We start from the raw sequence: 22,830 nt of genomic DNA on the forward strand, positions 1-22,830 counted from the left end.
AAGCGTTCGCAGAACGCAGTCACCCCTTCACCTTGTCAACTTCCCACTACACAATAAACGGATACCCTAGTGAAGATTGATCGTTGGCTACAATTTGGTCGTTTTGGGTGCTTTCTACGAGGTGGCCAATCGCTTCATCGTTGTTCGTGCCGTCCATCAGCACGTTCAGGCGGAAGCCGTTGGTTAGCTGGAGCAGATCAATGACCTGTAAGTAGTCTGACAATCCCTCATCTTCTGGCAGCAGCGTGGCTAAACTGTTGGGTGCCAGCCGGAAGAAACGCCAGTTGAAGCTGGCTCCCTTCTCATGAAGCGGAATCGGCAGGGAAAAAATGCCAGACTCTACCAAATCCTGAAAAAAATGCGTGCCATAGGACAGCTCCGGTGGTTTGCCATCCTGCGCCACACCCAACTCAATAAGCACCTTCGTGTTGTAAATGTCGGCGTAGGTGACGCGCACGCCTAACTCCAGATTGGTGCTGCCCCAGCGCCCTGGCCCAATGAGAATGAAGGATTCCTCTTCCAGCAGTTTGTTGAGTCGCCCGATGGCGCGACCCAGCTCTAGCTTGGTGGCGTTGTCGGGAATTTCACGGTACGTTTCCGGGTTTACAAAGATAATATATCGCACCTGTTCAGCACGGCCGTTTGGTATCAAGCCGCGTGAGGTGAACAGAATGCGCTGCTCTGGCACGCCTGTGGGTAACGTGACCAACTCTTCGTTTTTGCGCTGGCTGAGTGGGCGGCATTGCAGCAGATGGAGCTTGAATTCTGGATACGGCCGTCCCGGCAACACCTCAACCGTGAACTCAATATCTACCGGGGTTTTGTACCCTTTTTCCAAATTGGCCAGCGCAGTACGCATCAGCGTCACAAATTTACGATCACGCACCAACGCCTCAAACGTCAGCACAAAACGGTCATGTTCATCCAAGCCACCCACAGAAACAATGCGCTGCAAATATTCCCCCTTATCTTGCGATGCGATGTAGCGCAACCCTGGATAGTCCAATCCCAAAACCTCCTCGATGGGCAGCGAGTTAAACTTGTTCTTCTCTAAATCAACCAGGTCAATGAACCATTGAGCATATTGCCGCTGGGCAGCCGGGGTGGATTCGGGGCGCAGCCGGGGGTGGCTAAGTGAGATCATGCGCGGGTAGTCGTTGGACACGCGGTCTACGGCGCGGGTTCCCATACCCCAGACGATGCGTAAAAAGCCCGCGTTGCGGTCAATTTTAGGGTGCCAGCGGAACGGATTGCGGCTAAAGCCCACCCCAGCGATGGTTGGAAAAAAGTAACGGCCGTAGCGCTTACCCCGCACGCGCTGCAACAAAACCGCCATTCGCTCATCATAATCAATTAACCCATGATGCTGCCGGTACAAAATCGCATCGGGGTTTATGGTACTGGCATAGACACGCCGAATTGCATCCAGCAAATCTTTTAGATTTTTCTCTTTAGTGCCCTGGTTGGGGCAAAAATAGCTGCTGTACTTGCCCGCAAAAGAGTAGCCAAAATTGTCTTCCAGCAAGCTGGACGAGCGCACAATGATCGGGTCATCTCCAAATTCATCCAACATGTCGTTGAGCCGCTGCACAATATGGGGCGGGAATGTTCCCGCCAGATGATCCTCTTCAATTTTGGGGTGCTCTTCACGAATTTCATCGAGCGGCCGATACTTCTGATTCATGTACCGTTCCAAATTGTTCATCAGCCGGAAGTCGTAAATGACTTCACTTCCCAAAAAGTAAGAGTCAGGAATTTCTACAAACTCACTGATGTCTGGGCTGCCATCCGTTGATTTTTGTTGCAAAATCTTCCAGGCAAGGATCATACCTGCCGCCTTGCCGCCAATTTTGCCTCCGCCAATCCGCCGTCGGTAAATGCGGCGCAAGTCGTCAATGCTAAACACATGCTTGGCAACGGCAATAAAGCGCAGTTGGTCGCTGATCATCCCTTTGATCAGGACGACCTTAATTTCCAACAGGTGATGTTTTACCTTTTTTAGCTGGTCGGGCGGGAGATTCTCGTATAGTTCCCCCTGCCGGAACAGCATTTCCCAGGGGGCAATTTCTGGGTTAAAGTTTAGCTCAATTGAATCTGAATGCCCTGGCTGGCTGTTGAGCACTTCCTCAATGATGCCGTCTAGCAAGGTGATGCTGAGGTTATTACCAAAATACGCATCTGTCTGAAAATCTCGTATGCGATCTTTGCGCTTTTGCCAAATGTGGGCCTGTTCTTGCCCAAATGGATCAAACAGACCTTCACGTCGCTGCGATTCTAATGCTTTTTCTTTTACTTCTGCATTAAGCACTTCTTCCTCGATGATGCCGCGCTGGAACAGCTCATCACGCATCCGTACCCGAATTTCGTGGGCAAGGGTAGGGTACTGTGCTAACTTTATGTAAATGTCAATGGTTGGGGTAATGCTGCGAATTGGCGTTGAATAGTTGCTGGGTACGGGATGGGGCATGTTGGTTCTCCTGGTATCACACAAACCTCATGGGATATCCAGCTTATTATACCCTAGCTTGTCTCGTTGCCAGATTGCGAGTAAAACGGAGTTGGTGGCTGGTGGCTTGTTTGTTAGTTGCTTGCTTTCCTTACCAGCCACCAAAACTAACCACAAAAACAAGGAGAATCCAATGTCTACAATTTTTTCTAAAATTATTGCGGGTGAAATTCCGGCGGATATTGTGTACCGGGATGATTTGGTGACGGCGTTTCGGGACATCAACCCGCAGGCACCAACCCACATTCTTATTGTGCCCAACAAGGAAATTGCCACGGTGAATGATTTGGCCGAGGAAGATGAGCAGGTGGCAGGGCGACTACTGCTGGTGGCCAAAAAGCTGGCAGCGCAGGAAGGTATTGCTGAAGATGGCTATCGGTTGATGATCAACTGCAACCAGCACGGTGGCCAAGAGGTTTTTCATGTTCACCTACATTTGCTGGGAGGACGGCCGTTAGGCCCCATGTTGATGAGACGGTAATCGGTAGTCGGTAACCGATTACCGATTACGGGCTAATGGCGTTGATCTCGTCGCGGCAGACGCAGGCTTCACGGCTGACGGTGCCGCGAAGCAGCAAGCCGTCATATTCAGAGCCAAGTCCTTGCGAAATCCAGCCTGCCATGTTGAACGGAATGGCACCATCTGCAGCTACCCAACGGCCGTTATAACTCCGCGCCACATGTAAATGAGTCCCATTTGAAAAGCCGCCCTCACACGAAGGGTGCCCCAGCCGATCGCCAATTTGCACGGGCGTGCCTACCGAAATGCGATCACGATTTTCCAGGTGCATGTAGGTAATTGCCCAGCCGGTGCCAGCAAAGCCATCGGCTGGTTGATTCGGTAAGTCCAAATCTACAACCACGGCACCAAAATCGCTGCGGGTAACAATGCCATCGGCCATCGCTGTGACCCAATTTTCTGACTGTACGCAGCCAAGCTGCTCGCCGGGCGGGGCGAAGTCTAGCGCCGCCCAAGCGGAGCCAGCCGCCCAGCCCCCGTGAGGCCCGCCAGTGAAGTACCAGGTTTCGTTTTGCCAGGGAAGCTGGAGGCTGGGCTGGCTCAAATCGGCGGGCCAGAGGGGATCAACGGTATAGGCAAATGGATTGCCAAACAGCGCGTTGTAGGTGAGCCAGAAGCCATCTGGCCCCACTTCTTGCAGCCAGGAGGCGTAGGTGGCACCATCGTGGGCGCTGAGCCATTTTTGCACCCCGGCGGTGCCGTTATTGATGGTGGGTGCATACCCTAGGCGGGTGCCGTCGGCGACGGTGAAAAGGTTGAGACCGCCTTCGGAACGGCCGTAAAATCCCCAGTTGAGCTGATTGGCTACCCAGCTTAGTTGCATGTACAGTCCAGGCTGGTTGCTGGCGCGGTATCCCATTGGAAATTGCTCCACCACGCCTACTGCTTTGGTAATCCAACCGGCACGGTATTCCAATGCTGCCAGCAGCAGCCGGGGGTTTACGCTGTAGCGATGGGTCACTAAAGAGACAATCTCTGGCCCGGCTAGGAGCTGATTTTCGACCGCTTCTTCGTAATTAAGCAGGTAGCCGCCGTACAGTTCGGCAAATTGGCGCACATCGAAGCCGTTGGCGGCGGGGCCGTACACCAGTTCGCTATCGGGGATGAGCTTGAAATCGGGGCCAAATTGAGTAGCGCTGCTGGGTACCAGCAACGCTTGGCCTACGTAAACAAGGTTGCCATTGTCTAGCTGGTTTAGGCTGAGTAGCTGCTCAGTGGTGGTGCCGTAGAGTTGGGCGATGTAACCGAGCGTTTCACCAACGCCCACGGTGTGGGTGAGGGTGCCATTTTCTTGGGCAACGGCCGTTTCATGGGTCGGGTCGGGCGTGGGCGTACCATTGTAGGTGGGTCGGGCAATCGCCTGGGCCGGATCAGCTTCTGGCGTGGGCGGCAGCGGCCCCTCGCCGCTAAACGGGGTAACGATGGGGGTGGGTGGGAGGGTGCTGCTTTGGCCGGGAGTGACGAAAACGGCCGTTTCTGGATCAGGTCGTTCACAGCCAGCCAACAGCAGGAGGGTAAGAAGCAGGTAGAGTGGGTTGGGGACTTGTGCTGAGCGAAGTCGAAGTAACGGCCACTTCGGCAGGCTCAGTGCAAGCCGTTTGGCTTTGCTTGGGGATCGCCAGAAAAATTTCATCAGGCAGATTGTACCCAAGAGTTGGTTTAGCGGGAAATATGTATAGGACTTACGCACTTGCCCTTACCAGACTACAAAAGTCTCGGGTCTAACGATGTTAATTCCAGAGAGGACAAGACTTTTGTAGTCTTCACTGCGTAAGTCCTGATGTAATCACGAATAGGACGAATGAACAAATGCCACAAATTTGCATTTCTATTCGTCAAATTCGTCCATTCGTTTGATTCGTGATTTTCTTTTTTGTTTCAAGTAGAATCCGCGCTGGCTTTTTAAGAAGATGGCATAGGCGCAGGCTCAACACCATCAATGAAAATCAGCAGATTTCGCAGATTGGCGCAACTTGCGCTCAGATTTTTCGCTCTTTCTCTGTGGCTCTCCGTGTTTTCTCCGTGTAGCTCTATGTTCCGCTTTTTATTTTCAGAGGAAAAAGTATGGAAGCAAACTATGTGCAGAGAATCCGGTTGGTTTTTAGCAAAGGTGGCCCGGCGCGATTTATTAGCCATCTCGATTTGGCGCGGACGCTGGAGCGGGCCTTGAATCGTGCCAAAATTCCGGTGGCCTACACGCAAGGCTTCAACCGTCGCCCACGTATGCAGATGGCAACTGCCCTCCCGCTGGGTTACACCAGTGAATGTGAATTGGCCGATGTGCTGTTGGCGGAAAAGATGGACCCAGCCCAGGTGCAGCAGCAACTCATGGCCAAAATGGCGCCGGGCATCGAGATTTTGAGCGTGACAGATGTGCCCGTGAGCGGGGCGTCTTTGCAGTCGCTTACCCAATCATCTGCATATGTGGCTATGCCGCTAGACCCGGTAGATTTTGAACAGTTGCAGGTGAAGGTGGCTGAGATTCTGACGGCTAAAAAGCTGGAACGCACCCGTGAGCGGCGGGGGAAGAAGAAAGTGTATGATTTACGGCCGTTAATCCTCGATCTTGCTGTTGAACAGGACGAAGACGGCCAGGTTCGTATCCAGATGGATCTGAGCCTGGCACCATCCAAAACAGGCCGCCCGGACGAGGTGCTGCGGGCACTTGGCTTCGATCCGCTGGACGTGCGCGTACATCGCACTGGCATGACGTTAAACGGTTAATGGTTAACTGTAAATGGTTAATTGTTGGGTTATTTGTGGGAATGCTGTCGGCTTGTGCAATGTCGGAGGCAACGGCCGTTCCCTCCACTTCTTCTCCCATCCAAACCCCAACTCTGCAACCCACCCCCACATTACAGGTCACTCCTTCAATCCTTCACCCGCCCACCGAAACGCCCCCGCCAGATAGCGGCTGGCAGCCCCTCCAATCCGGCCTGGAACGTCGCACCATTCAGATTTTGGATGAAAACGGCCGTCAAACCGAACAGATCACGCTTTTGCGCATAGACCCCAATCTACTCACATTTAAAATCGGCTACAGCCCTGGACAGCCGAAGTCATTGGCGACTTGGCAAGAAGAAACTGGGGCACTGATTGTAGTGAATGGCGGCTTCTTTACGCCAGAATTTGTGGCAACGGGGCTGATTGTGATAGATGGTCAGCCCAGCGGCAGCAGCTACGTGGGCTTTGGCGGCATGATCACGCTGAGTGAGGGCGAGGTGCAGGTACGGTCTTTAGTGGAACGGCCGTATCAACCCGCCGAAACCTTCGACTATGCCCTGCAAGCCTTCCCCATGCTGGTGCTGAATGGCGAAGTTGCTTACCAAACGGCCGACTTTGACCAGGCGCGGCGGACGGCAATCGGGGTGGATGAGAACGGCCGTATCCTCCTCATCTTGGCTAGCTGGGGCGGCTTCACCCTGGCTGAATTCAGCAGCTACTTGGCAGCGGCCGATTTTGACCTGGTCACAGCCCTCAACCTCGATGGTGGCACCTCCACTGGACTCATCCTGGCTGAACCGCCAGAAAGCATCCCCGCTTTTGTAGCTGTTCCCAGCGTCATCACCATATTCTCAAACTGAATTAGTTGTGCAATTCACGGCGAACCATTTGCAAGAAAACGGCCGCTACAGGCAGCACTTTTTGAATATCGGCCGTCTGCTGGCTGGCTGTGCCCACGTTGAACTGATTGCGCCAGGCTGTGGCTAACTGTTCGGCGGTAGGCAAAGTGCCATTCGCAAAAAGCGGGGCGGCATCCTGGCATAAAAAGGTTTCATCAAACAAGCTAGCCGCCCACTCTGGGTGCGATTGCCGGAATGCTTGATAGGCTGCTTTTACGGCGTGGGGGGTGGATACGGCCGTTTTGCTCTGTGGTGCCAAACCTGCGCTAAAAACGTTCCCAATGCTTCTAAAAATATTGTTTGCTTTTAACTGATACATGCCGCTAACTCCTTATGATTTAGTCACTACAACTGTTTCCTTAAAAGATGACCCAACCATAAAAAGCCAGCGTGACACCACCGTGACAGTGCCTTGTCAAAAAATAAACAGCCCACCAGTTTTGGCGGGCTAATTTATTTGACGGTACTAAATTTGGCTAGATAGAAACCGATAGTTACCCTGCTACTTTTCTAAATCTTTCTAAATACCTGCACCAAATGTGCGGGGAGTTTTTCAATATCTTTGGCAGTTCCGTCCTCCAAAACAATGATAGTAGCGAGGGCAACAGTAAATGCTTGACCCAAATTAGCTCCCATTGCTCCAAGACCAACAAGTTCTCCAAGATCTATTTTGTATCGCTTTTTTGGATTTTTACCTGCAGAATATCGCACCGTCGCAGATTTTGAATCCAGCCAAATATCTTCGTGAGCTATGGCATTACGTAGATCAGGCTTTGCTAACCTGAATATGAGGTAGAAAGCTCCATCTTCCCCATCAGTTAGCTGAGAAAACTCATTCAGTTTAGAGCCGTATGTATTGGTTAGTACATTTAAAGAATACGGTTTTCCAAGAGCACACCTCCAAGTCACTAGAAGATACCCTAACAAAACATTAAGAAACTCATTGTATGCTTGAACAAGTTTCAAGGATTGTTGCCATACCAATAATGAATTGTTGCTGCTAGGAGCATTCTTAAAAGCATAAGAAGCATTTACTAAAGCTTCCCACTGTGGGTATAGACACGTTCCTGTGGTACCGGGGAAATCTTTGATAAAAGAATTGGCAAAAGCAAGAGCTACTTTTTCATCCTGTTTTTTTGCATCTCGATAAACAACGATCATGAGTTGGCAGAAATTATCTGCCATATTTGCCATCATTTTATCTTCTTCAGTGTTTTTGGGTTTTTGGTAGAAATCATTTATCAGCTTCAGGAATGCAGACATCCCTTGATTTTCTAAACCCTCATATTCGAATGTACTTGTTTGAGCTGCCACTCCGAATATGCCAGCTTTAGCATGCTCATTTAACTGTGCTATTCGTTTTTTTAGATCTTCGTTCATTTTTTCTGAGCCTAACTTCCCGCCAGTTTGCCGAAATATGACTTACGAGCAGAACTTGCGGGAATCCAAATTGCTCAATTATATTCTAAATATCGCAATTTCCTGCCATGCAGGCTAGCTCCTGTGCGGCCGTTGTCAAATCTTCTTCCTCGTAGCGGTAAATCTTGGAAAAGTCAATGTCCGGGAACTTGTCAGCTAGCTGCTCGTACTCTTCCTGCGTGATTTCGATGTAAGGCATCTGGTCATACTGGGCGTCGAAGGCGGGCAGGAAGGCCATGCCGCCAATCTTGTCTTGATGCTCCCAAATCCAGCGAATGATGTCTAGCACTTCGTGGTCGTGGTAGGTGATCGTCACGCTGGGATTGTGCTCAGTGTAGTGCGTTTTGTTTTGTAGCCAATATTCACACTGTTCCAGGGCAGAGCGGTCGTTGCGGGTAATGGCTCCTCCTGGTGCTTTGACCGGGAAATGGACGACCCAAGTCGTGGCGCTATCGCGAGTCTGGCCGTTTTCCGGGTCCAGGGGCGCACCGGCGTCTTGCAGCACCTTGAAGACGGGGCTGTGCGAACCCACGCGCACGTTGCGAATGTAGTAGGGTGCCCAGCGTGTGTGCAGACCAGAGGAGGAGTTAACCAACTGCGACGAGTTGCCTGATGGCTTGACGCAAGTGACGGACGCTGATTGGTTAATGCCCAGAGTGGCGGCATACTCTTTGTTGGTTTCCACGGCAATGCGCTGTAATTTCTCCTGAATTACCGGGTCTTGGGCAGCAGAGCTGTCCATCTGGCCGTTTAGGTCTACGCCCAGCAGCCGCTCTTCGATGCTGTTTTGCTGCCACTGCGACCGTAAACCGGGGAAGTGAATGGCCATCGACTGAACGGTGCCGATAATAGTCGCCAGTTCCACCTTTTCTCTGAGCGTTTCGTAGGTGTCATTGGCGCGGGCGATGGCGCTGGTGAGGTTGCAGAATTGGTACGGCCGTAAATAAATCTCACCGCACGGATTGGTGCCGAACTCAGCCGCTTTGCGGCGGGCAGGGCTGTTCTCGATGGCGGCTTTGCGGTTGAAGATACCCGGCTCGCCGCGTTCCGATTCCACCATATCCAGTACAAAACGAGTGATTTCTGCCTGACTTAGTTCTCGTGAAGGCCACACGGCCGAATTATTAGCATTCCAGCGCTGGCTGTTGGCGCGCCAGAAGTCGCCGTCTTTACAGTGGCGCATTTCCAGATCGTCATAATCAAACAGGGAGATCATCGCTGTACGCCGCACGCCGCCAGAAACGGCCGCATCCCCCACGGCACACATAATGTCATGCGCGTCGAGCGGCCGTAAAAAGCCACCCTGCCGCGAAAAAATGCGGGCACGGGCAAAGTCCAGCATCTGGCGCAGCGGTTCTGGCCCAGAGGCACGGCCGCCCTTCACCCGCAGCGGCGACCCAATGGGGCGCACCAATGAATAATCAAACTTCACGTCTTCGCCCCTGAACCAGGCGTTCAGGCCAATGCGAACGGCCTCTGCCCACCCTTCGGAAGAGTCGGCGACCACGTGCGTAGCGGCTGGCTTGCCGCTTTGGCGGGCGATGCGCGGGAACTGCTCTACATATTGTCGCTCTACCGAGAAGCCCACGCCGCAGCCGCTCATCGAAATAATGAGCGCTTCCACAAAAGAGTCAATGCTGTCTACGGGCATGTAGGAGCAGTTGTAGATGGCGATGTTGTTGCGGCGGGCGGCGGGGCCAGCCATCGCCAACAGCCGCATGGAGGGCATCACCTTCATTGTGAGAATGCCCTGGCGGATGCGTTCGTACGTTTCGGCAGGCAGGCGATATTCTGACAGCTCTTTTAGGTATTCTGTGGCGCGATTAACGGTCTCTACCCAGGTCTCGCGGCGGCCAAGATCGTAGTTGAAGCGGGAATATTTATCGTAGAACTGGAACTTTTGCAGTTGGGTGGGGAAGTAGGGGTCTGATTGAGCAAACGCTTCGCGCACTTCGGGCGGTACGGGCCGCTTGGTACGCATTTTGGCATGTTCGGCACGGTACAAAATGTAATGCTTGGCGGCTTCATATTCGCCAGCCGCTTGCAGCACCATTTCTACAATGTCCTGTACGCCTTCCACGGTGGGCAGATCATATTTGGCGGCAACGACGTTGACCACCCGATGGGTTATCTCTTTGACGGGCGTTTTGGGTTCGACATCCAGACTGGCAAAGCAGCGTTCCAGCGCGTTTTCAATGCGTTCTGTTTCAAAAGGCGTGATACGGCCGTCTCGCTTCACAATACTTTTTGGTACCGCCACCTTAAAATAAATGCTGTCTTCGTTGAGGTGTGTGCCATTGCCATTTTTATGATTGCTACCGTTACTTTTTACCAATACGTTTTCTTGCGTTTGTTCCTGATCAGACATCGAGATTCCATCTCCTTATTGTGGATTTGTTTTGCCGATATTGTGTTTTCTAATGCGTGGGTTGAGGGAAGTATAGGATAATTCGGTTTTGGTGAGACGGCCGTTCCGGGACTACAAACGGCCGTTACCGGGCTTCGAGCAGTCGATCAATCTCCTTGCGAATAGACTCCAGGTCATCAAAGCCCAGGTAGACCGTAGCGTAGCGAATGTACGCCACTTCGTCTAAATCCTTTAGCTTTTTGATGACCAAATCGCCTGCTACATGACTGTGAACTTCTGCCTTGCCCAACTGCTGCAGTTCTGCTTCTACTTCGCCCGCGATGCGCTCAATATCGGCCGCCGCCACGGGCCGCTTGGCGCAGGCAACTTTGATGCCTGCCATTAGCTTGTCTCGCGTAAATTCTTCACGAGTGCCGTCTTGCTTAACGAGCATGGGGGTTGCCAAAATAGGGCGTTCGTAGGAGCTAAAGCGCTCTTTGCACTTATCGCAAACGCGCCGCCGCCGCGTGCCGCCACGCTGATCGTGGCTGGTATCTATGACGCGCGTTTTTTGATTGTTACAGTATGGACATTTCACGCAGAACGTCTCCTGATGGGTTAAAAAACCAGATATGGGAGTGTACCAACTATTCGCTGCATTGCCGCCATATATGGGGGTGTTGACTGCGAATCCCCCTACATTTGGTGCACTGCGAGGCATTATAGCATACGGCCGTTTCCCTAGCAAGCACTTTTGTGGCCGATTAACCTTAAAAAATTCAGCTAGCCTTTGACCACTGTTAAACGGCCGTTTCCATGGTTTTAGAACATCTGTGTGATGGCTAATCATAGAGGATATCTGCACTTTTCACGGTTGGGATTCTTAAAGGCAAGGGCTATACTTTGTTTTTCTGGGAGTAAACCTTGTGAAACGACAAACAGTTGTCATTGCCATTTTAGCAGCCGCGCTCGCCGTGATGGTCAGTACGGGCATACGGCAAAGCTTTGGCCTCTTTCTCCAGCCTATCAGCGATTCATTGGGTGGCGGGCGTGAGTCGTTTAGCCTTGCCATTGCTGTCAGCAATCTCATCTATGGCTTGCCGCTGGTGGGCATTATTGCCGACCGCACCGGTTCGCGCTGGGTGTTGGCCGCTGGGGGCATTTTGTATGGTGTGGGGCTGTTGGTTTTGTCGCGGGTGGTAACGGCCGTTGGCTTGCAGCTTTCCCTCGGTTTGATGATTGGGCTAGCACTGAGCGCCACCACCTATGTGGTGGTTTTGGGGGCGGTGGCACAGCTTGTACCTGCCAAGCGGCAAAGCAGCACCTTTGGCATCATCACCGCTACCGGTTCCTCTGGCATGTTTGTCATCCCGCCATTGGCGCAACTGCTCATTGATAATACCAGTTGGCAAACCGCCCTGACGGTACTGGCTGGCGTTTCGCTGATCATTGTGCTGTTGGCCTTTGGTTTGCCCAACAAGGCTGGGCGGGAAACGGATGATGGGATGGCTACTTCTGCGGAAACGGCCGTGACCCAACCGTTCATCGCCATCCTCAAAAAAGCCAAAGGGCATGTGGGGTATTTACTGCTCACCACGGGATTTTTTGTTTGCGGTTTTCATGTGGCTTTTATTGCCACACATTTGCCCGCCTTTTTAAGTGACAATGGCTTACCGACCTTTGTAGCGGCCGGTGCGTTGTCTCTGGTAGGTGCGTTTAACATGGTTGGCTCCTTCTCTTTTGGCTGGCTAGGGGACAGGCTGCGGAAGAAATACCTTCTCAGCATCATTTATTTTGGCCGAGCGGTGGTCATTGCCCTCTTCTTGCTGCTGCCCATCACGCAAACGTCTGCTTTACTGTTTGGCGGGGCGATTGGTTTTTTGTGGCTGGCAACGGTTCCCCTCACTAGCGGCACAGTGGCACAGATTTTTGGGGTGCGCTATCTCTCTACCCTGTATGGCATTGTCTTTTTGAGCCATCAAGTGGGGGCGTTTTTGGGCGTGTGGCTAGGCGGCCGTTTGTACGACGCCACAGGAACTTACAATCTTGTCTGGTACATTGCCATCGGGCTGAGCATCTTTGCTGCACTGGTGCATTTGCCCATTACGGATTCACGGGTAACGGCCGTGCAGTCCACAGCTGCGGATTAACCAAAAAAACCGCCACAATCGAAAAATTGCGGCGGTCTAAAATGTTAGAGGGGAGGCCAGCGATTACTCTTTTTTCTTACGCAAAAAGGCCGGGATGTCTAGATTGTTTGCTTGGAAAGACGGCCGTTCCACTCTTTCCTCTCGCCTTTGTGAACTATTAGGCGCAGGGGGAGCCGTGATCCGACTGCTGGTTTGGCGTACCGGTTCCCGCTGCGGCAACCGACTTTCGGCGCGAGACATTTGCCGCATCATGGGTGCGCCATGCTCAAAACCCGTAGCAATCACCGTAATCCGCATCTCATCCGCCATTGATTCATCAATCACTGCCCCAAAGATCATATTCACATCCGGGTGCGCCGTCTCTTTAATGATAGCCGCCGCATGATTAATTTCGTACAGGCTCAAGTCACTGCCGCCCGTCACGTTGAACAAAATGCCCCGTGCGCCAGCAATCGTCACGTCCAGCAGCTTGCTCGCCAACGCTTCTTCAGCCGCAATGCGCGCCCGATCTTCCCCAGAACCCTTGCCCACAGCCATCAATGCGGCGCCACCCATAGACATCACCGTTTGCACATCGGCAAAGTCCAGGTTGATGAGGCCAGGAATCGTAATGAGTTCACTAATCCCCTGAATGCCCTGGCGCAGCACGTCATCGGCCAGTTTGAAGGAATCCATGAGCGAGAGGCGGCGATCGGCCGTTTCCAGCAGGCGATCATTCGGAATCACAATCAGCGTATCCACATGCTCTTTAAGCTGCTCAATGCCCGTTTCGGCCGCCCGCATCCGCTGGGACCCTTCAAAGCTAAACGGCTTTGTGACCACACCGATGGTTAAGGCACCCTGCTCACGGGCCACTTTTGCCACGATGGGGCTAGCCCCCGTCCCGGTGCCGCCGCCCATGCAGGCCGTCACAAAAACCATGTCAGAGCCTTGCAGCAGCTCATGCAGCTCTTCCACCGACTCCTCAGCCGATTTCAAGCCAACTTCTGGCTTGCCGCCAGAGCCAAGCCCGCGCGTGGTGCGCTCGCCAATAGCCACCCGCTGCCGTGCCTGGCTGGCCATCAGTGCCTGCTGGTCGGTATTGATAGCAATGTAATCCACGCCGGAGATATTTTCGGTGATCATCCGGTTGACGGCATTGCTGCCGCCACCGCCCACGCCAATTACGCGAATCAGCGCATTGCCTTCTGTCTCTGGCATTCTTTGAATTTTTGCAGTTTGTTGGTTCATCATTTTTTACCCCTCTTTTTCGGTAATCAGTAATCGGTAATCCGTTGACCGTTTACCTATAACGGATTACCGATAACGGTTCACTGGCCATTACTAGCCTGGCAATAACGCTTTCAAAATGCTACCCATCTTGCGTCCCCACTCCCGGTTATGGGTGCGGGGCTGGTAAATCTGGTTGTCGCTCATTGCCCAATTCAACAAGCCCACGCTGGTGGCATAGGCGGGTGAATGGAGCTTGTCTACCATGCCCACCAGATTTTGCGGTTGGGCGACGCGGGCAGGGACGTTGAGCACCCGTTCGGCCACTTCGGTGATGCCGCGCAGTTGGGCGCTGCCGCCCGTGAGGACAATGCCTGCTGGCAGTAGGCCATCATAGCCAGAGCGCTGCACGTCCTGCAAAATGTGCTGGAAAATCTCTTCGACACGGGCTTCGATAACGTGTGCTAAATCTTGCCGACCCACCTGAATCTTTTCACCGCCAAATGGCTCAACCGTGAAAACGGTATTGGCGTCAATCTTGTCGGGTCGGCAGTCGCCGTACTGAATTTTGACCTGCTCGGCCACTTCGTAGGGGGCGCGCAGACCAATGGCAATATCGTTGCTGATGTGGTAGCCGCCGATGGGGAACACCTGGGTGTGCCACACTTTGCCCTGCATGTAGAGGGCAATATCTGTCGTGCCGCCGCCAATATCGGCCACGATGACGCCCATTTCTCGCTCGTTGGGGTCTAGCACGGCTTCGCCAGAGGCGAGGGCGTTTAGCACATATTCGCTGGCATTGATGCCCACGTTTCCGGCACAGCTAGTAAGGTTTTGCAGGGCAGGGCGAGCGGCCGTTACAATGTGAGTCTCTACTTCCAGACGAAAGCCGTGCATTCCGATGGGGTTGCGAACGCCATCATGCTCGTCAATGGTGTAGTTACGCGGAATGAGGTGGACAATTTGCCGGTTGGGCGGCACGGGGATGGCCTGCGCTACGTCCAAAGCGCGTTCGATGTCGCTGACGGCGACGCCAGCGTCGTTACGGCCGATGGCCACGATGCCTTTGTTGTTGGTGGAGCTAATATGCTCCCCGGCCATGCTCACAATTGCCTGGGAAAGATCGTAGCCAGAGGTTTGCTCGGCTTGTTCCACCGCTTGCGCCAACGCCAGTGAAGCGTCGCTAACGTCTATGACCATCCCTTTACGCATCCCGCGTGCCGCCGCCAGCCCCAGGCCGATGATTTGCAAGCGACCCTCGCGTACCTCACCCACCAACGCACACACCTTGGTGGTTCCCACGTCTAATCCAAAAATAATGTCTGCCATGTTCCAATACCCTCTTTTTCGGTAATCAGTGTTCGGTATTCGGTAATCGGAAGAAAAGACCGATTACGGATAACCGTTTACCGATTACGGAGATTCTCGTGCGACCTTAAATCTCCAGTTGATTTACTGCGCCAGGAAGTATGGTTTTTCCTGGTTGCTTACACTCACGTATTGGGGTGTTAGCCCCTGTGCCAGCAGTTCATCTACGATGGTTTCGTAGACGACTAATTTTTGTGTCATGTCGGTGCCGCTGCCGAAGTAGACGCGCCAGCCACGGCCGTCCTGATAACTGAGCCCGCTGCCCGGTCGGTAATAGAGCCGCTCGATATTGGGGCGCAGCTCTTTGAGCAGGAGCGCCCCTGCCAACACGTCCTGCGGCACAAAGCGCATGTTGGCACTGATGGTTTCGGGTACGGCCGTTTCCTCACCAGCCACCAACGCATCTTCACCAGCCACCGGGGTGGGGGCAGCGGGAATCTCCACTTCGGACTGGATCATCAGCAAGCCCAATGATTCGGTGCGTGCTGGAATGAGACGGCCGTTCCGGGTTACCCAAAATTGATTGCTGCCTTCCACCCAAATGGCAATCGGCGAATCTTCCGTGACGTTGATATGCACCTGGTTGGGCCAATTGAGCGTAACCTCGGCAGAAATGATGCCCGGTACGTTGTCCATGATTTGCTGCGCCGCTGCGCCTGGATTGGCGGCAAAAACGTGTGACCCAGCCAAATTGCTGGCCTGGACTACCTCGGTAGCAGGCACAGAAACCACGCCCTCAACCGGAATGCTGGTGAGGTAAAAATTCTCATCCAACCCAATGAGCGTGAGCGCATAAATGGAGAGTGCCAGCAGCCCCAGGCTAATCCAGCGCGCCGAGAGCAAAATCTGGCGCAGAGTCGTGAGCGGCATCCGTGAACGCACCTGGTTGCGCCGTCGCCGTCGCCGTGCCTTTTTAGGCACGCGCAGTCGTGGCAGCGGCATGGCAGAATCCACCCGCCGCATCTTGGGCTGCTTGCGTAAGCGTCTTGGCTGGTTTTGTCGTCGTTTCATAATCGCTCAATTACTGAATTACCCAATTACTCAATTACAATCGCGTAATTAAGTAATTAGGTAATTGGGTAATTATTCCAAACTCTTTTTGAGTTGTTCCTTTTCTTCATGCCGCTCAATGGCTAATTCAATTAACTTGTCTAGCAGTTGGCTGTAAGGCAGGCCAGTGGCTTCCCACAGCTTGGGATACATGGAAATTTGGGTGAAGCCGGGTATGGTGTTGATTTCGTTCAGGTAGAAACGGCCGTTCGCCACATCCAACAATAAATCCACCCGACCCAACCCGGCGCAATCAATTGCTTTGTAGGCTTGGACGGCCAAACGGCGCACATCGTCACTTTGTTCTTGGGTCAAATCGGCCGGAATAATCAGTTCCGAATCATCGCTGACGTATTTGGCCACGTAGTCGTAAAATTCGCGGCGGGGGCGCACTTCGCCCACCACGCTGGCAACCGGTTCGTCGTTGCCCAGCACAGAGACTTCCAGTTCACGCACGTTTGCGCTTTGCTCCACCACAATGCGGCGGTCGTAGCTGGCGGCTTCGTCCAGGCCCGCTTGCAGATCTTCCCGATTGTTGCATTTGCAAATGCCCACGCTGGAGCCGAGATTAGCTGGCTTGGTGAAGACCGGGTAGACCAAAATTGCCTCGATCTGCTCGATGATTTTGTACGGCCGTTTGTGCCATTCACTACTTCGCACCAGCAGCCAGGGCAAGACAGGCAGTCCGCTGGCGGTCATTACCTGCTTGAAGATGGCTTTGTCCATACCCACGGCCGAACCAACCACACCAGCCCCCACGTAGGGCAAATTTGCCAGCTCCAGCAAACCTTGCACCGTGCCATCTTCACCATAGGGGCCGTGCAGCACCGGGAAAATGACATCGAGTTGGGAAACGCTAGTTATCCCCACGTTCTCACCTTCATTGAGCTGCATCAGCCCCGTTGCTTGTGGGTCTGGCAGCAGGGTGGCGGGGCGACTGCTGTTTTTGCCTTCCGTCAGTGTGCCAACCACATCGCCCGTGAGCCAACGGCCGTTCTTGTCAATGCCAATTGGAATCACATCATACTTATCCGGGTTCAAGGCGCGCATCACCGACTGCGCCGAGTTGAGCGACACCTCGTGCTCGCCCGACCGACCGCCGAAAATAACACCGACCCGTAGTTTTTGTTTCCCGTTTTCGTTCATAAAAATTATGAATTAGGAAGGATGAATTATGAAAGGCTAACCATTTACAATTCACCATTAACCATTATTCGAACTCCCAATCACCAACCAATTCCACTTCCAGTTCCAATTCCACACCAAACTGCTCGCGGACGCTGTTCCACGCTTCAGCGATGAGGCTGCGAATATCTTCGGCGGTGGCGTTGCCATCGTTGACAAAAAAGTTGGCGTGTTTTTCAGAAATGTGTGCGCCGCCGACGCTGAATCCTTTGAGTCCGGCGGCGTCAATCAAATAGCCAGCGTAATAATTTTCTGGATTCTTGAACATTGAACCGACGGTTGCCCCACCGGGCTGCGTTTGCTTACGGTGTGCCGTAAAACCATCGGCGCGGGCGATGAGCACGTCCACTGGCTCTGGCGTTAGCTCCAGTTCGGCACTAAGCACTACCCGGCGAGACAAATCGCGCCCCTGCTCCTGCTTGAGGACGCTGTCGCGGTAAGCGTAGTTCATTTCGTTGTTGCTGTAGATGCGCTGCCCACGACCTGGTTCCCAAATAACGGCCGCTCGCAACTGGCTGTTCATGTCGGAACCGTGTGCGCCGGAGTTGCCCACAACTGCGCCACCAACCGTGCCGGGGACGCCGATGGCCCACTCCAAGCCACCCAGTCCTTTGCCAATGCATTGCCGTGCCAATGAAGACAAATTCATGCCCGATTCCACGGTGCAGATGACACCAGCCCCGGTGTGGCGGAAGTTAAGCGCCTTGGCTTTGTTCATGATGACCAGCCCGCCCACGCCGTAATCGGAGACGAGAATATTGGAACCGCCGCCCAGCAGGGTGTAGGGAATGCGCTTTTGGTAGGCAATGGTCACGGCCGTTTCCAACTCCGCCGCACTGTTCACTACCAAAAATAGCTGGGCTTCGCCACCCACCCGCGCCGAGGTGTACCGCGCCAAAGGCTCATCTAGCTTGAGCCGATCGGCAAAGGCTGCCTGTAACTCCTGAATTGCCGATACCCGAATTGAGGTTCTCACGCTCATACATCACTCCACAGTTGAATGCCCGCTAAAACTTGCTGGGCCACCTGGTTGCCGTCGCCTGCGCCCAGCGTTAAAACCACGTCATGCGGCCGTACCCGGTCTAAAATATATTTCGCCGCGTCATCCAGGTCGGGGATGTGTACGGCGGATGGGTGATTCATTGTTTCTAGCACAACGGCCGTATCCAATCCCAGCGAATCTGTTTCCCGACTTTTGTAAATATCTAGCGCCACCACCTTGTCTGCCTCGGTAAAGCAAGTGGCAAATTTGTCCAGCAGCAGCTTAGTGCGGCTAAAGGTGTGGGGCTGCCACACCGCCCACAGGCGGCGTCCGGGGTAACGCTGCCGCGCTGCCTTAAGCGTCACGGCAATTTCGGTGGGGTGGTGGGCGTAATCATCAATGATGGTCACGTTGCCCATCTCGCCAATCAGTTCAAAGCGGCGGTTGACTCCGCTAAAGCTGGCCAGCGCAGCCCGAATGACGTTGAAGTCAACGCCCAAATCAGTGGCCACGATGATGGCGGCCAGGGCGTTGAGGACGTTGTGTTCGCCTGGTAAGCGCAGCCGCGCCAGACCAATCATTTCCCCTTCGCTTTCTACCAAAAAGTCAGTGCCGCCAAGCTGATTGGGGCGCAAATCCAGTGCCAAATAATCTGCTGTGGGCTGTTTGCCTTCGGCGTTGCCCAGCGCGTAGGTGCTAATTTGCACCTCGTTCAGGGCGAGGTTTTGTAGCAAGACGGCCGTTTCCTCATCCGTCGCGCAGGCAATCAAATGGCCACTCTCTGGCAGCAGCTTGGCAAATTGGGCAAAGGCGTCCCGGTAGCTTTCCTCGCTGGGGAAGATATCCGGGTGGTCATGCTCAATGTTGGTGATGATGGCCATCTCTGGCTTGAGACCAAGGAACATGTGGTCGTACTCGTCGGCTTCCACCACAAAGTAGTCGCCTTCGCCGAAACGGCCGTTGCCCTCCAGCGACGGCAAAATGCCCCCCACAATCACCGTCGGGTCTAGCTCCGCTTCCATCAGGATGTGGGCAATCAGGCCAGTCGTGGTTGTTTTGCCGTGGGTTCCCGCAATGGCAATGCCAATCCGGTCAGCCATCAGACGCCCCAAAAAGTCAGAACGCTTCATCACCGGAATGTTGGCCTTGCGGGCGGCCTGAACTTCTGGGTTCTCTTCTGGAATGGCGGAAGAGATGACCAGCAGCTCAGCTCCGGCAATGTTGGCGGCAGCGTGGCCTTGGTAAATCGTTGCGCCTTCGTTAGCTAAAGCGGCCGTACTCTCATTTGCCTGCATGTCAGAGCCAGAAACGGTAAAACCGCGCCCCAGCAACACTTTGGCAATCGCGGAAATCCCCGACCCGCCAATGCCGATCAGGTGAATGTGCATATTTGGCTGCAATGGTAACTGTTCTTCGCTCATCTCTAAAAACAAATCCTGAATCACAACTAAACTTCCTGCCCCCTCCCTAGCCCTCCCCCAGCGGGGGAGGGCTTAAATCATCACAATAATCACAAACAAAAAGACAATCACCACCAAAAACGGCAGGTACGGTTCCAGCAGCGGCAGCGGCAGACGTGTCATCAGCGTGCCTAATTCGCCAGCAACGTTTGGGCGCACCAATACTGCCGGATCAAAAGGATAGAATTCGTTATCCAGCAGCCGAATCCATTGGCCAGGGGCCTGAATGCGGTACTCTAAAAATGACCAGAGCGAGCCGATAATCAGATAGCCATTCAGCGCACCCACAATGAGCCCCAGCAGCTTGTCTTGGAATGTGTCTCGCACCCGCAGCCGTTCGCCAAAGCGTGACCCGGCAAAAGCGGGCCCCTGGTAGCTAAAAAATGCAATCAATAAATGCAAAATTGCTAAATAGTAAAATCGCTGCCGCTCTGGTGGAATGGCACCACCTGAGGGGACAATGCCCAAAAAGAGATTGCCAAATTGATTAATGGCAAATAACGACAAAATGAGACCAGAGGTGGCGATGACCTCTCGTGTCCAGCCTCGCAGCGAACCAATGATGGCAAAAAATAAAATCATTAACCAAAAAAGTGAGCCTAAACTCAGCATCTTCTCACTCCTTCCCGCTCGTTTTGGCCACAGATTCGATGAGCACCGCCAAATTTTCTGCGCCGTTGGGTACGTCCAATTCGCGGGCGGCTTGGTGCATCTGAGCCAATTTGTCTGGGTCTGCCAACAAGTCTTGGATAGTTGGCAGGAGTTTTTCGTTTAGCGTTTCATCGGTGAGCTGTACGGCCGTACCGCTATCACACAAATAATCTGCATTTACCTTTTGATAGCGCCAGGCCCAGGCCAGCGGCACCAAAATGGACGGCAGGCCAAAGGCAGGGCTTTCACCCAACATGCTGGCTCCGGCGCGCGCCACCACCAAGTCGGCGGCGCGAAAAGCGTGACCCATCCTGTCGTGCAGGTAAGGGTACGGCCGATAAAATTCGTGCAGTGCTTTGGGCAGTTTTTTGGCGTTCCTGTCCACCTCGTCCCAGGTAAACGTGCCGCTGATGTGAATGATCTGCACTATTTGCAGCAGCTCTGGCAAAATACTCATCAAGGCGCGATTGATGGCCTGCGCCCCACGGCTGCCACCAAACACCATCAGGGTGGGGCGACCAGGCTGCAAATCGAAGCTGGCCAATGCGTCTTCCAGACTCAAATCGGCAGCGGCACGCAGTTCGGGGCGCACCGGGTAGCCCGTCACGACTAGCTTATCGGCAGGTACAAATTGGGCGGAGCCTTTGGTGGTGGCTCCCACTTTTTCTGCATACCGCAGCGAAAACTGTATTGATTGCCCAGGTTCCACATCGGGCAAATAGATGACGATAGGTACGCCCAGCCAGCGGCAAGCGAGGGTAAACGGAAAGGCCATGTAGCCTCCGGTCATGAACATGACATCGGGGCGGAAGCGGCGCACTATTTGCCAGGCCTTGCCCACGCTGAGCAGGAGCTTGCTGCCGTTGATCAGCTTACGGTGTAGCGGTACGCCAGCTATCGCCCCACCTACGATGGTTTCTAGCCGAATGCCTGCTCTGGGGACTAATGTTTGTTCCATTTCACCTTTTGTGCCCACCCAGAGAATGTTTTCTGTGGGCAAGCCTCTGTTGCGTAGTGCGGTAGCGGCTGCCAGAGCGGGGTAGATGCCGCCGCCAGTGCCGCCAGCGCAGATGAGTACGCGCATTTTAGAACCTGTCTGTGGCGGACGGCCGTCTGCTCCGCCGTGTGTTTCTTTTTGATTTTCGCCGTGTGCCGCCGTTGCCTTGCGGCCGTTTTTGCAAAGCTAAATCCCGCGAAATGTTGAGCAAGATGCCTGCCCCCACCATGGTGATGGCTAGCGAAGTGCCACCGTAGCTCAAGAAGGGCAGGGGGATGCCGGTAAAGGGAATAACGGCCGTAATCACCGCAATGTTGATAAATGCCTGGAATACAATCCAGCAGGTGATGCCTAGTGCTAATAATGAGCCGAAACTGTCGCGGGCGCGCACGGCGGTTCGCAAGCCCCGCCATACAAACATGCCCAGCAGCACAATGACCAGCAGCGTTCCCGCCAGGCCAAGCTCCTCGCCCAGGATGGCAAACACGCCATCCGTGTGGGCAAAGGGCAGCGGGCCAAACTTTTGGGTGCTCTCACCCAAGCCCACGCCAAAAATGCCGCCGCGTCCCAGGGCGATGAGTGATTGCTGCACATGCCAGCTTGCCTGCGCTGGGTCAGAGAGTGCTTGCGTGTAGGCATCCACGCGAGCCTGGGCGTGAGGCAGCGTGTTAATCAATACCAAAAAGACCGATCCGCCGAGCAAACCGGCCAAAGCAAACTGCCGCCAATCGGCTCCCGCCACAAAAAAGAGGGTAAAGCTGACCAGGGCAATCAGCCCGGCGGTGCTGAGGTCTGGCTGGCGCACAATCAGAGCGGAGACCACGCCCACAATTACTGAGAACGGCAGCAGGCCGTAGGTGAGCATCTTGATGCGGTCGCCTTTGCTAGAGAGCCAGTGGGCGATGTAAATAATCATGGCCAACTTGGCAATTTCAGACGGTTGGTAAGAGTCGTTGTACAAACCACGCTGTGCACCGAGGTCGGAAACGGCCGTAAAAAACAAAACAAAGAGCAGCCCGGCCAGCGTCAATCCCAAAAATGGCACCGAAAAGCGTCGCAAAATGTGGTAGTCAAACTGCATCACGCCGACAATCGCTACAAATCCCAGCCCCAGCGCCATAAATTGCCGCCGAAAATAGTAGGTGGCATCATCCTGAAAGCGCAAGCCGTAATCGAAGGTGGTGCTGTACACCATCAGCATGCCCAACACCAGCATTCCGGCAATGGAAAGCAGCAGCCAGTAATCAAACCGGAAGCGCAAAACCGGATTCACGCGAACAGTTCTTTTGCGGACGATGTTTACTGTGGTCATAGATACCTTTTGGAATTATGAATTAGGAGGGATGAATTATGAAAAGTGCCA

At 53.7% G+C, this 22,830-nt stretch carries 19 protein-coding genes; 4 read left to right on the forward strand and 15 right to left on the reverse strand.

Annotation, left to right across the window (positions count from 1 at the left end):
• Positions 1 to 46: 46 nt before the first annotated feature.
• Positions 47 to 2,467, reverse strand: a complete 2,421-nt coding sequence (locus tag ACOQPM_RS14195; protein ID WP_420629920.1) for a PEP/pyruvate-binding domain-containing protein — start codon at positions 2,465 to 2,467, stop codon at positions 47 to 49.
• A gap of 172 nt (positions 2,468 to 2,639) precedes the next feature.
• Between ACOQPM_RS14195 and ACOQPM_RS14200 the strand changes: the two genes are divergently transcribed.
• Positions 2,640 to 2,987, forward strand: coding sequence for an HIT domain-containing protein (locus ACOQPM_RS14200; protein WP_420629921.1), 348 nt, complete (start codon positions 2,640 to 2,642; stop codon positions 2,985 to 2,987).
• 25 nt (positions 2,988 to 3,012) lie between these two features.
• On the opposite strand, the gene ACOQPM_RS14205 is transcribed toward ACOQPM_RS14200, so the two are convergent.
• Positions 3,013 to 4,659, reverse strand: a complete 1,647-nt coding sequence (locus tag ACOQPM_RS14205; protein WP_420629922.1) for a LysM peptidoglycan-binding domain-containing protein — start codon at positions 4,657 to 4,659, stop codon at positions 3,013 to 3,015.
• Between the two features lie 431 nt (positions 4,660 to 5,090).
• On the opposite strand from ACOQPM_RS14205, the gene ACOQPM_RS14210 reads away from it, so the two are divergent.
• The gene (locus ACOQPM_RS14210) at positions 5,091 to 5,750 is read left to right on the forward strand and encodes a TIGR03936 family radical SAM-associated protein (RefSeq protein WP_420629923.1); all 660 of its coding nucleotides are present in this window, start codon (positions 5,091 to 5,093) and stop codon (positions 5,748 to 5,750) included.
• Positions 5,750 to 6,610, forward strand: coding sequence for a phosphodiester glycosidase family protein (locus tag ACOQPM_RS14215; RefSeq protein WP_420629924.1), 861 nt, complete (start codon positions 5,750 to 5,752; stop codon positions 6,608 to 6,610). The genes ACOQPM_RS14210 and ACOQPM_RS14215 overlap by 1 nt, the downstream gene beginning before the upstream one ends.
• Before the next feature lies 1 nt (position 6,611).
• Here ACOQPM_RS14215 and ACOQPM_RS14220 read toward each other — a convergent pair whose 3' ends face one another.
• From ACOQPM_RS14220 to nrdR, 4 genes are all read right to left on the reverse strand, one after another.
• The gene (locus ACOQPM_RS14220; RefSeq protein ID WP_420629925.1) at positions 6,612 to 6,968 is read right to left on the reverse strand and encodes a hypothetical protein; all 357 of its coding nucleotides are present in this window, start codon (positions 6,966 to 6,968) and stop codon (positions 6,612 to 6,614) included.
• Positions 6,969 to 7,159: 191 nt separating this feature from the next.
• Complete coding sequence (locus ACOQPM_RS14225) at positions 7,160 to 8,029, reverse strand: hypothetical protein (protein ID WP_420629926.1); 870 nt, start codon at positions 8,027 to 8,029, stop codon at positions 7,160 to 7,162.
• An 85-nt stretch (positions 8,030 to 8,114) separates the two neighbouring features.
• Positions 8,115 to 10,436 (reverse strand): ATP cone domain-containing protein, encoded by a 2,322-nt coding sequence (locus ACOQPM_RS14230; RefSeq protein WP_420629927.1) that lies wholly within the window; start codon positions 10,434 to 10,436, stop codon positions 8,115 to 8,117.
• A 124-nt stretch (positions 10,437 to 10,560) separates the two neighbouring features.
• On the reverse strand, positions 10,561 to 11,013 hold the full coding sequence (gene nrdR / locus ACOQPM_RS14235) for a transcriptional regulator NrdR (protein ID WP_420629928.1): 453 nt from the start codon (positions 11,011 to 11,013) through the stop codon (positions 10,561 to 10,563).
• Positions 11,014 to 11,341: 328 nt separating this feature from the next.
• On the opposite strand from nrdR, the gene ACOQPM_RS14240 reads away from it, so the two are divergent.
• A complete protein-coding gene (locus tag ACOQPM_RS14240; protein WP_420629929.1) occupies positions 11,342 to 12,565 on the forward strand; it encodes an MFS transporter in 1,224 nt (407 codons plus the stop codon).
• A 63-nt stretch (positions 12,566 to 12,628) separates the two neighbouring features.
• Here ACOQPM_RS14240 and ftsZ read toward each other — a convergent pair whose 3' ends face one another.
• From ftsZ to ACOQPM_RS14285, 9 genes are all read right to left on the reverse strand, one after another.
• Positions 12,629 to 13,798: a cell division protein FtsZ gene (gene ftsZ, locus ACOQPM_RS14245; protein ID WP_420629930.1), complete on the reverse strand. Its 1,170-nt coding sequence runs from the start codon at positions 13,796 to 13,798 to the stop codon at positions 12,629 to 12,631.
• 90 nt (positions 13,799 to 13,888) lie between these two features.
• Entirely contained in the window at positions 13,889 to 15,103 is a 1,215-nt protein-coding gene (gene ftsA, locus ACOQPM_RS14250; protein ID WP_420629931.1) for a cell division protein FtsA, read from the reverse strand.
• Positions 15,104 to 15,226: 123 nt separating this feature from the next.
• Positions 15,227 to 16,153 carry a cell division protein FtsQ/DivIB gene (locus tag ACOQPM_RS14255; protein WP_420629932.1) on the reverse strand — a complete coding sequence of 309 codons (927 nt, stop codon included), beginning with the start codon at positions 16,151 to 16,153 and terminating at the stop codon, positions 15,227 to 15,229.
• A 72-nt stretch (positions 16,154 to 16,225) separates the two neighbouring features.
• Positions 16,226 to 17,338 carry a D-alanine--D-alanine ligase family protein gene (locus ACOQPM_RS14260; RefSeq protein WP_420629933.1) on the reverse strand — a complete coding sequence of 371 codons (1,113 nt, stop codon included), beginning with the start codon at positions 17,336 to 17,338 and terminating at the stop codon, positions 16,226 to 16,228.
• A 64-nt stretch (positions 17,339 to 17,402) separates the two neighbouring features.
• Complete coding sequence (gene murB / locus ACOQPM_RS14265; protein WP_420629934.1) at positions 17,403 to 18,359, reverse strand: UDP-N-acetylmuramate dehydrogenase; 957 nt, start codon at positions 18,357 to 18,359, stop codon at positions 17,403 to 17,405.
• Positions 18,356 to 19,804 (reverse strand): UDP-N-acetylmuramate--L-alanine ligase, encoded by a 1,449-nt coding sequence (murC, locus tag ACOQPM_RS14270; RefSeq protein WP_420629935.1) that lies wholly within the window; start codon positions 19,802 to 19,804, stop codon positions 18,356 to 18,358. The genes murB and murC overlap by 4 nt, the downstream gene beginning before the upstream one ends.
• 48 nt (positions 19,805 to 19,852) lie before the next feature.
• Positions 19,853 to 20,431: a CvpA family protein gene (locus tag ACOQPM_RS14275; RefSeq protein ID WP_420629936.1), complete on the reverse strand. Its 579-nt coding sequence runs from the start codon at positions 20,429 to 20,431 to the stop codon at positions 19,853 to 19,855.
• A gap of 4 nt (positions 20,432 to 20,435) precedes the next feature.
• Positions 20,436 to 21,554 (reverse strand): UDP-N-acetylglucosamine--N-acetylmuramyl-(pentapeptide) pyrophosphoryl-undecaprenol N-acetylglucosamine transferase, encoded by a 1,119-nt coding sequence (locus ACOQPM_RS14280; protein WP_420629937.1) that lies wholly within the window; start codon positions 21,552 to 21,554, stop codon positions 20,436 to 20,438.
• Between the two features lies 1 nt (position 21,555).
• A complete protein-coding gene (locus ACOQPM_RS14285; protein WP_420629938.1) occupies positions 21,556 to 22,779 on the reverse strand; it encodes an FtsW/RodA/SpoVE family cell cycle protein in 1,224 nt (407 codons plus the stop codon).
• Positions 22,780 to 22,830 lie beyond the last annotated feature (51 nt).

Origin of the sequence: Candidatus Leptofilum sp. (assembly GCF_965223525.1) — a bacterium.
Taxonomy (GTDB): Bacteria; Chloroflexota; Anaerolineae; order Promineifilales; family Promineifilaceae; genus Leptofilum.

Excerpts from the sequence above, each read along its gene's own strand:
- ACOQPM_RS14195 (WP_420629920.1), bottom strand. The coding sequence starts at position 2,467 with ATGCCCCATCCCGTACCCAGCAACTATTCAACGCCAATTCGCAGCATT.
- ACOQPM_RS14210 (WP_420629923.1), top strand. The coding sequence starts at position 5,091 with ATGGAAGCAAACTATGTGCAGAGAATCCGGTTGGTTTTTAGCAAAGGT.
- ACOQPM_RS14230 (WP_420629927.1), bottom strand. The coding sequence starts at position 10,436 with ATGTCTGATCAGGAACAAACGCAAGAAAACGTATTGGTAAAAAGTAAC.
- ACOQPM_RS14220 (WP_420629925.1), bottom strand. The coding sequence starts at position 6,968 with ATGTATCAGTTAAAAGCAAACAATATTTTTAGAAGCATTGGGAACGTT.
- ACOQPM_RS14255 (WP_420629932.1), bottom strand. The coding sequence starts at position 16,153 with ATGAAACGACGACAAAACCAGCCAAGACGCTTACGCAAGCAGCCCAAG.
- ACOQPM_RS14205 (WP_420629922.1), bottom strand. The coding sequence starts at position 4,659 with ATGAAATTTTTCTGGCGATCCCCAAGCAAAGCCAAACGGCTTGCACTG.
- murB (WP_420629934.1), bottom strand. The coding sequence starts at position 18,359 with ATGAGCGTGAGAACCTCAATTCGGGTATCGGCAATTCAGGAGTTACAG.
- ftsA (WP_420629931.1), bottom strand. The coding sequence starts at position 15,103 with ATGGCAGACATTATTTTTGGATTAGACGTGGGAACCACCAAGGTGTGT.
- ACOQPM_RS14225 (WP_420629926.1), bottom strand. The coding sequence starts at position 8,029 with ATGAACGAAGATCTAAAAAAACGAATAGCACAGTTAAATGAGCATGCT.
- ACOQPM_RS14275 (WP_420629936.1), bottom strand. The coding sequence starts at position 20,431 with ATGCTGAGTTTAGGCTCACTTTTTTGGTTAATGATTTTATTTTTTGCC.
- ACOQPM_RS14260 (WP_420629933.1), bottom strand. The coding sequence starts at position 17,338 with ATGAACGAAAACGGGAAACAAAAACTACGGGTCGGTGTTATTTTCGGC.
- ftsZ (WP_420629930.1), bottom strand. The coding sequence starts at position 13,798 with ATGATGAACCAACAAACTGCAAAAATTCAAAGAATGCCAGAGACAGAA.
- ACOQPM_RS14215 (WP_420629924.1), top strand. The coding sequence starts at position 5,750 with ATGGTTAACTGTAAATGGTTAATTGTTGGGTTATTTGTGGGAATGCTG.
- ACOQPM_RS14280 (WP_420629937.1), bottom strand. The coding sequence starts at position 21,554 with ATGCGCGTACTCATCTGCGCTGGCGGCACTGGCGGCGGCATCTACCCC.
- ACOQPM_RS14285 (WP_420629938.1), bottom strand. The coding sequence starts at position 22,779 with ATGACCACAGTAAACATCGTCCGCAAAAGAACTGTTCGCGTGAATCCG.
- ACOQPM_RS14200 (WP_420629921.1), top strand. The coding sequence starts at position 2,640 with ATGTCTACAATTTTTTCTAAAATTATTGCGGGTGAAATTCCGGCGGAT.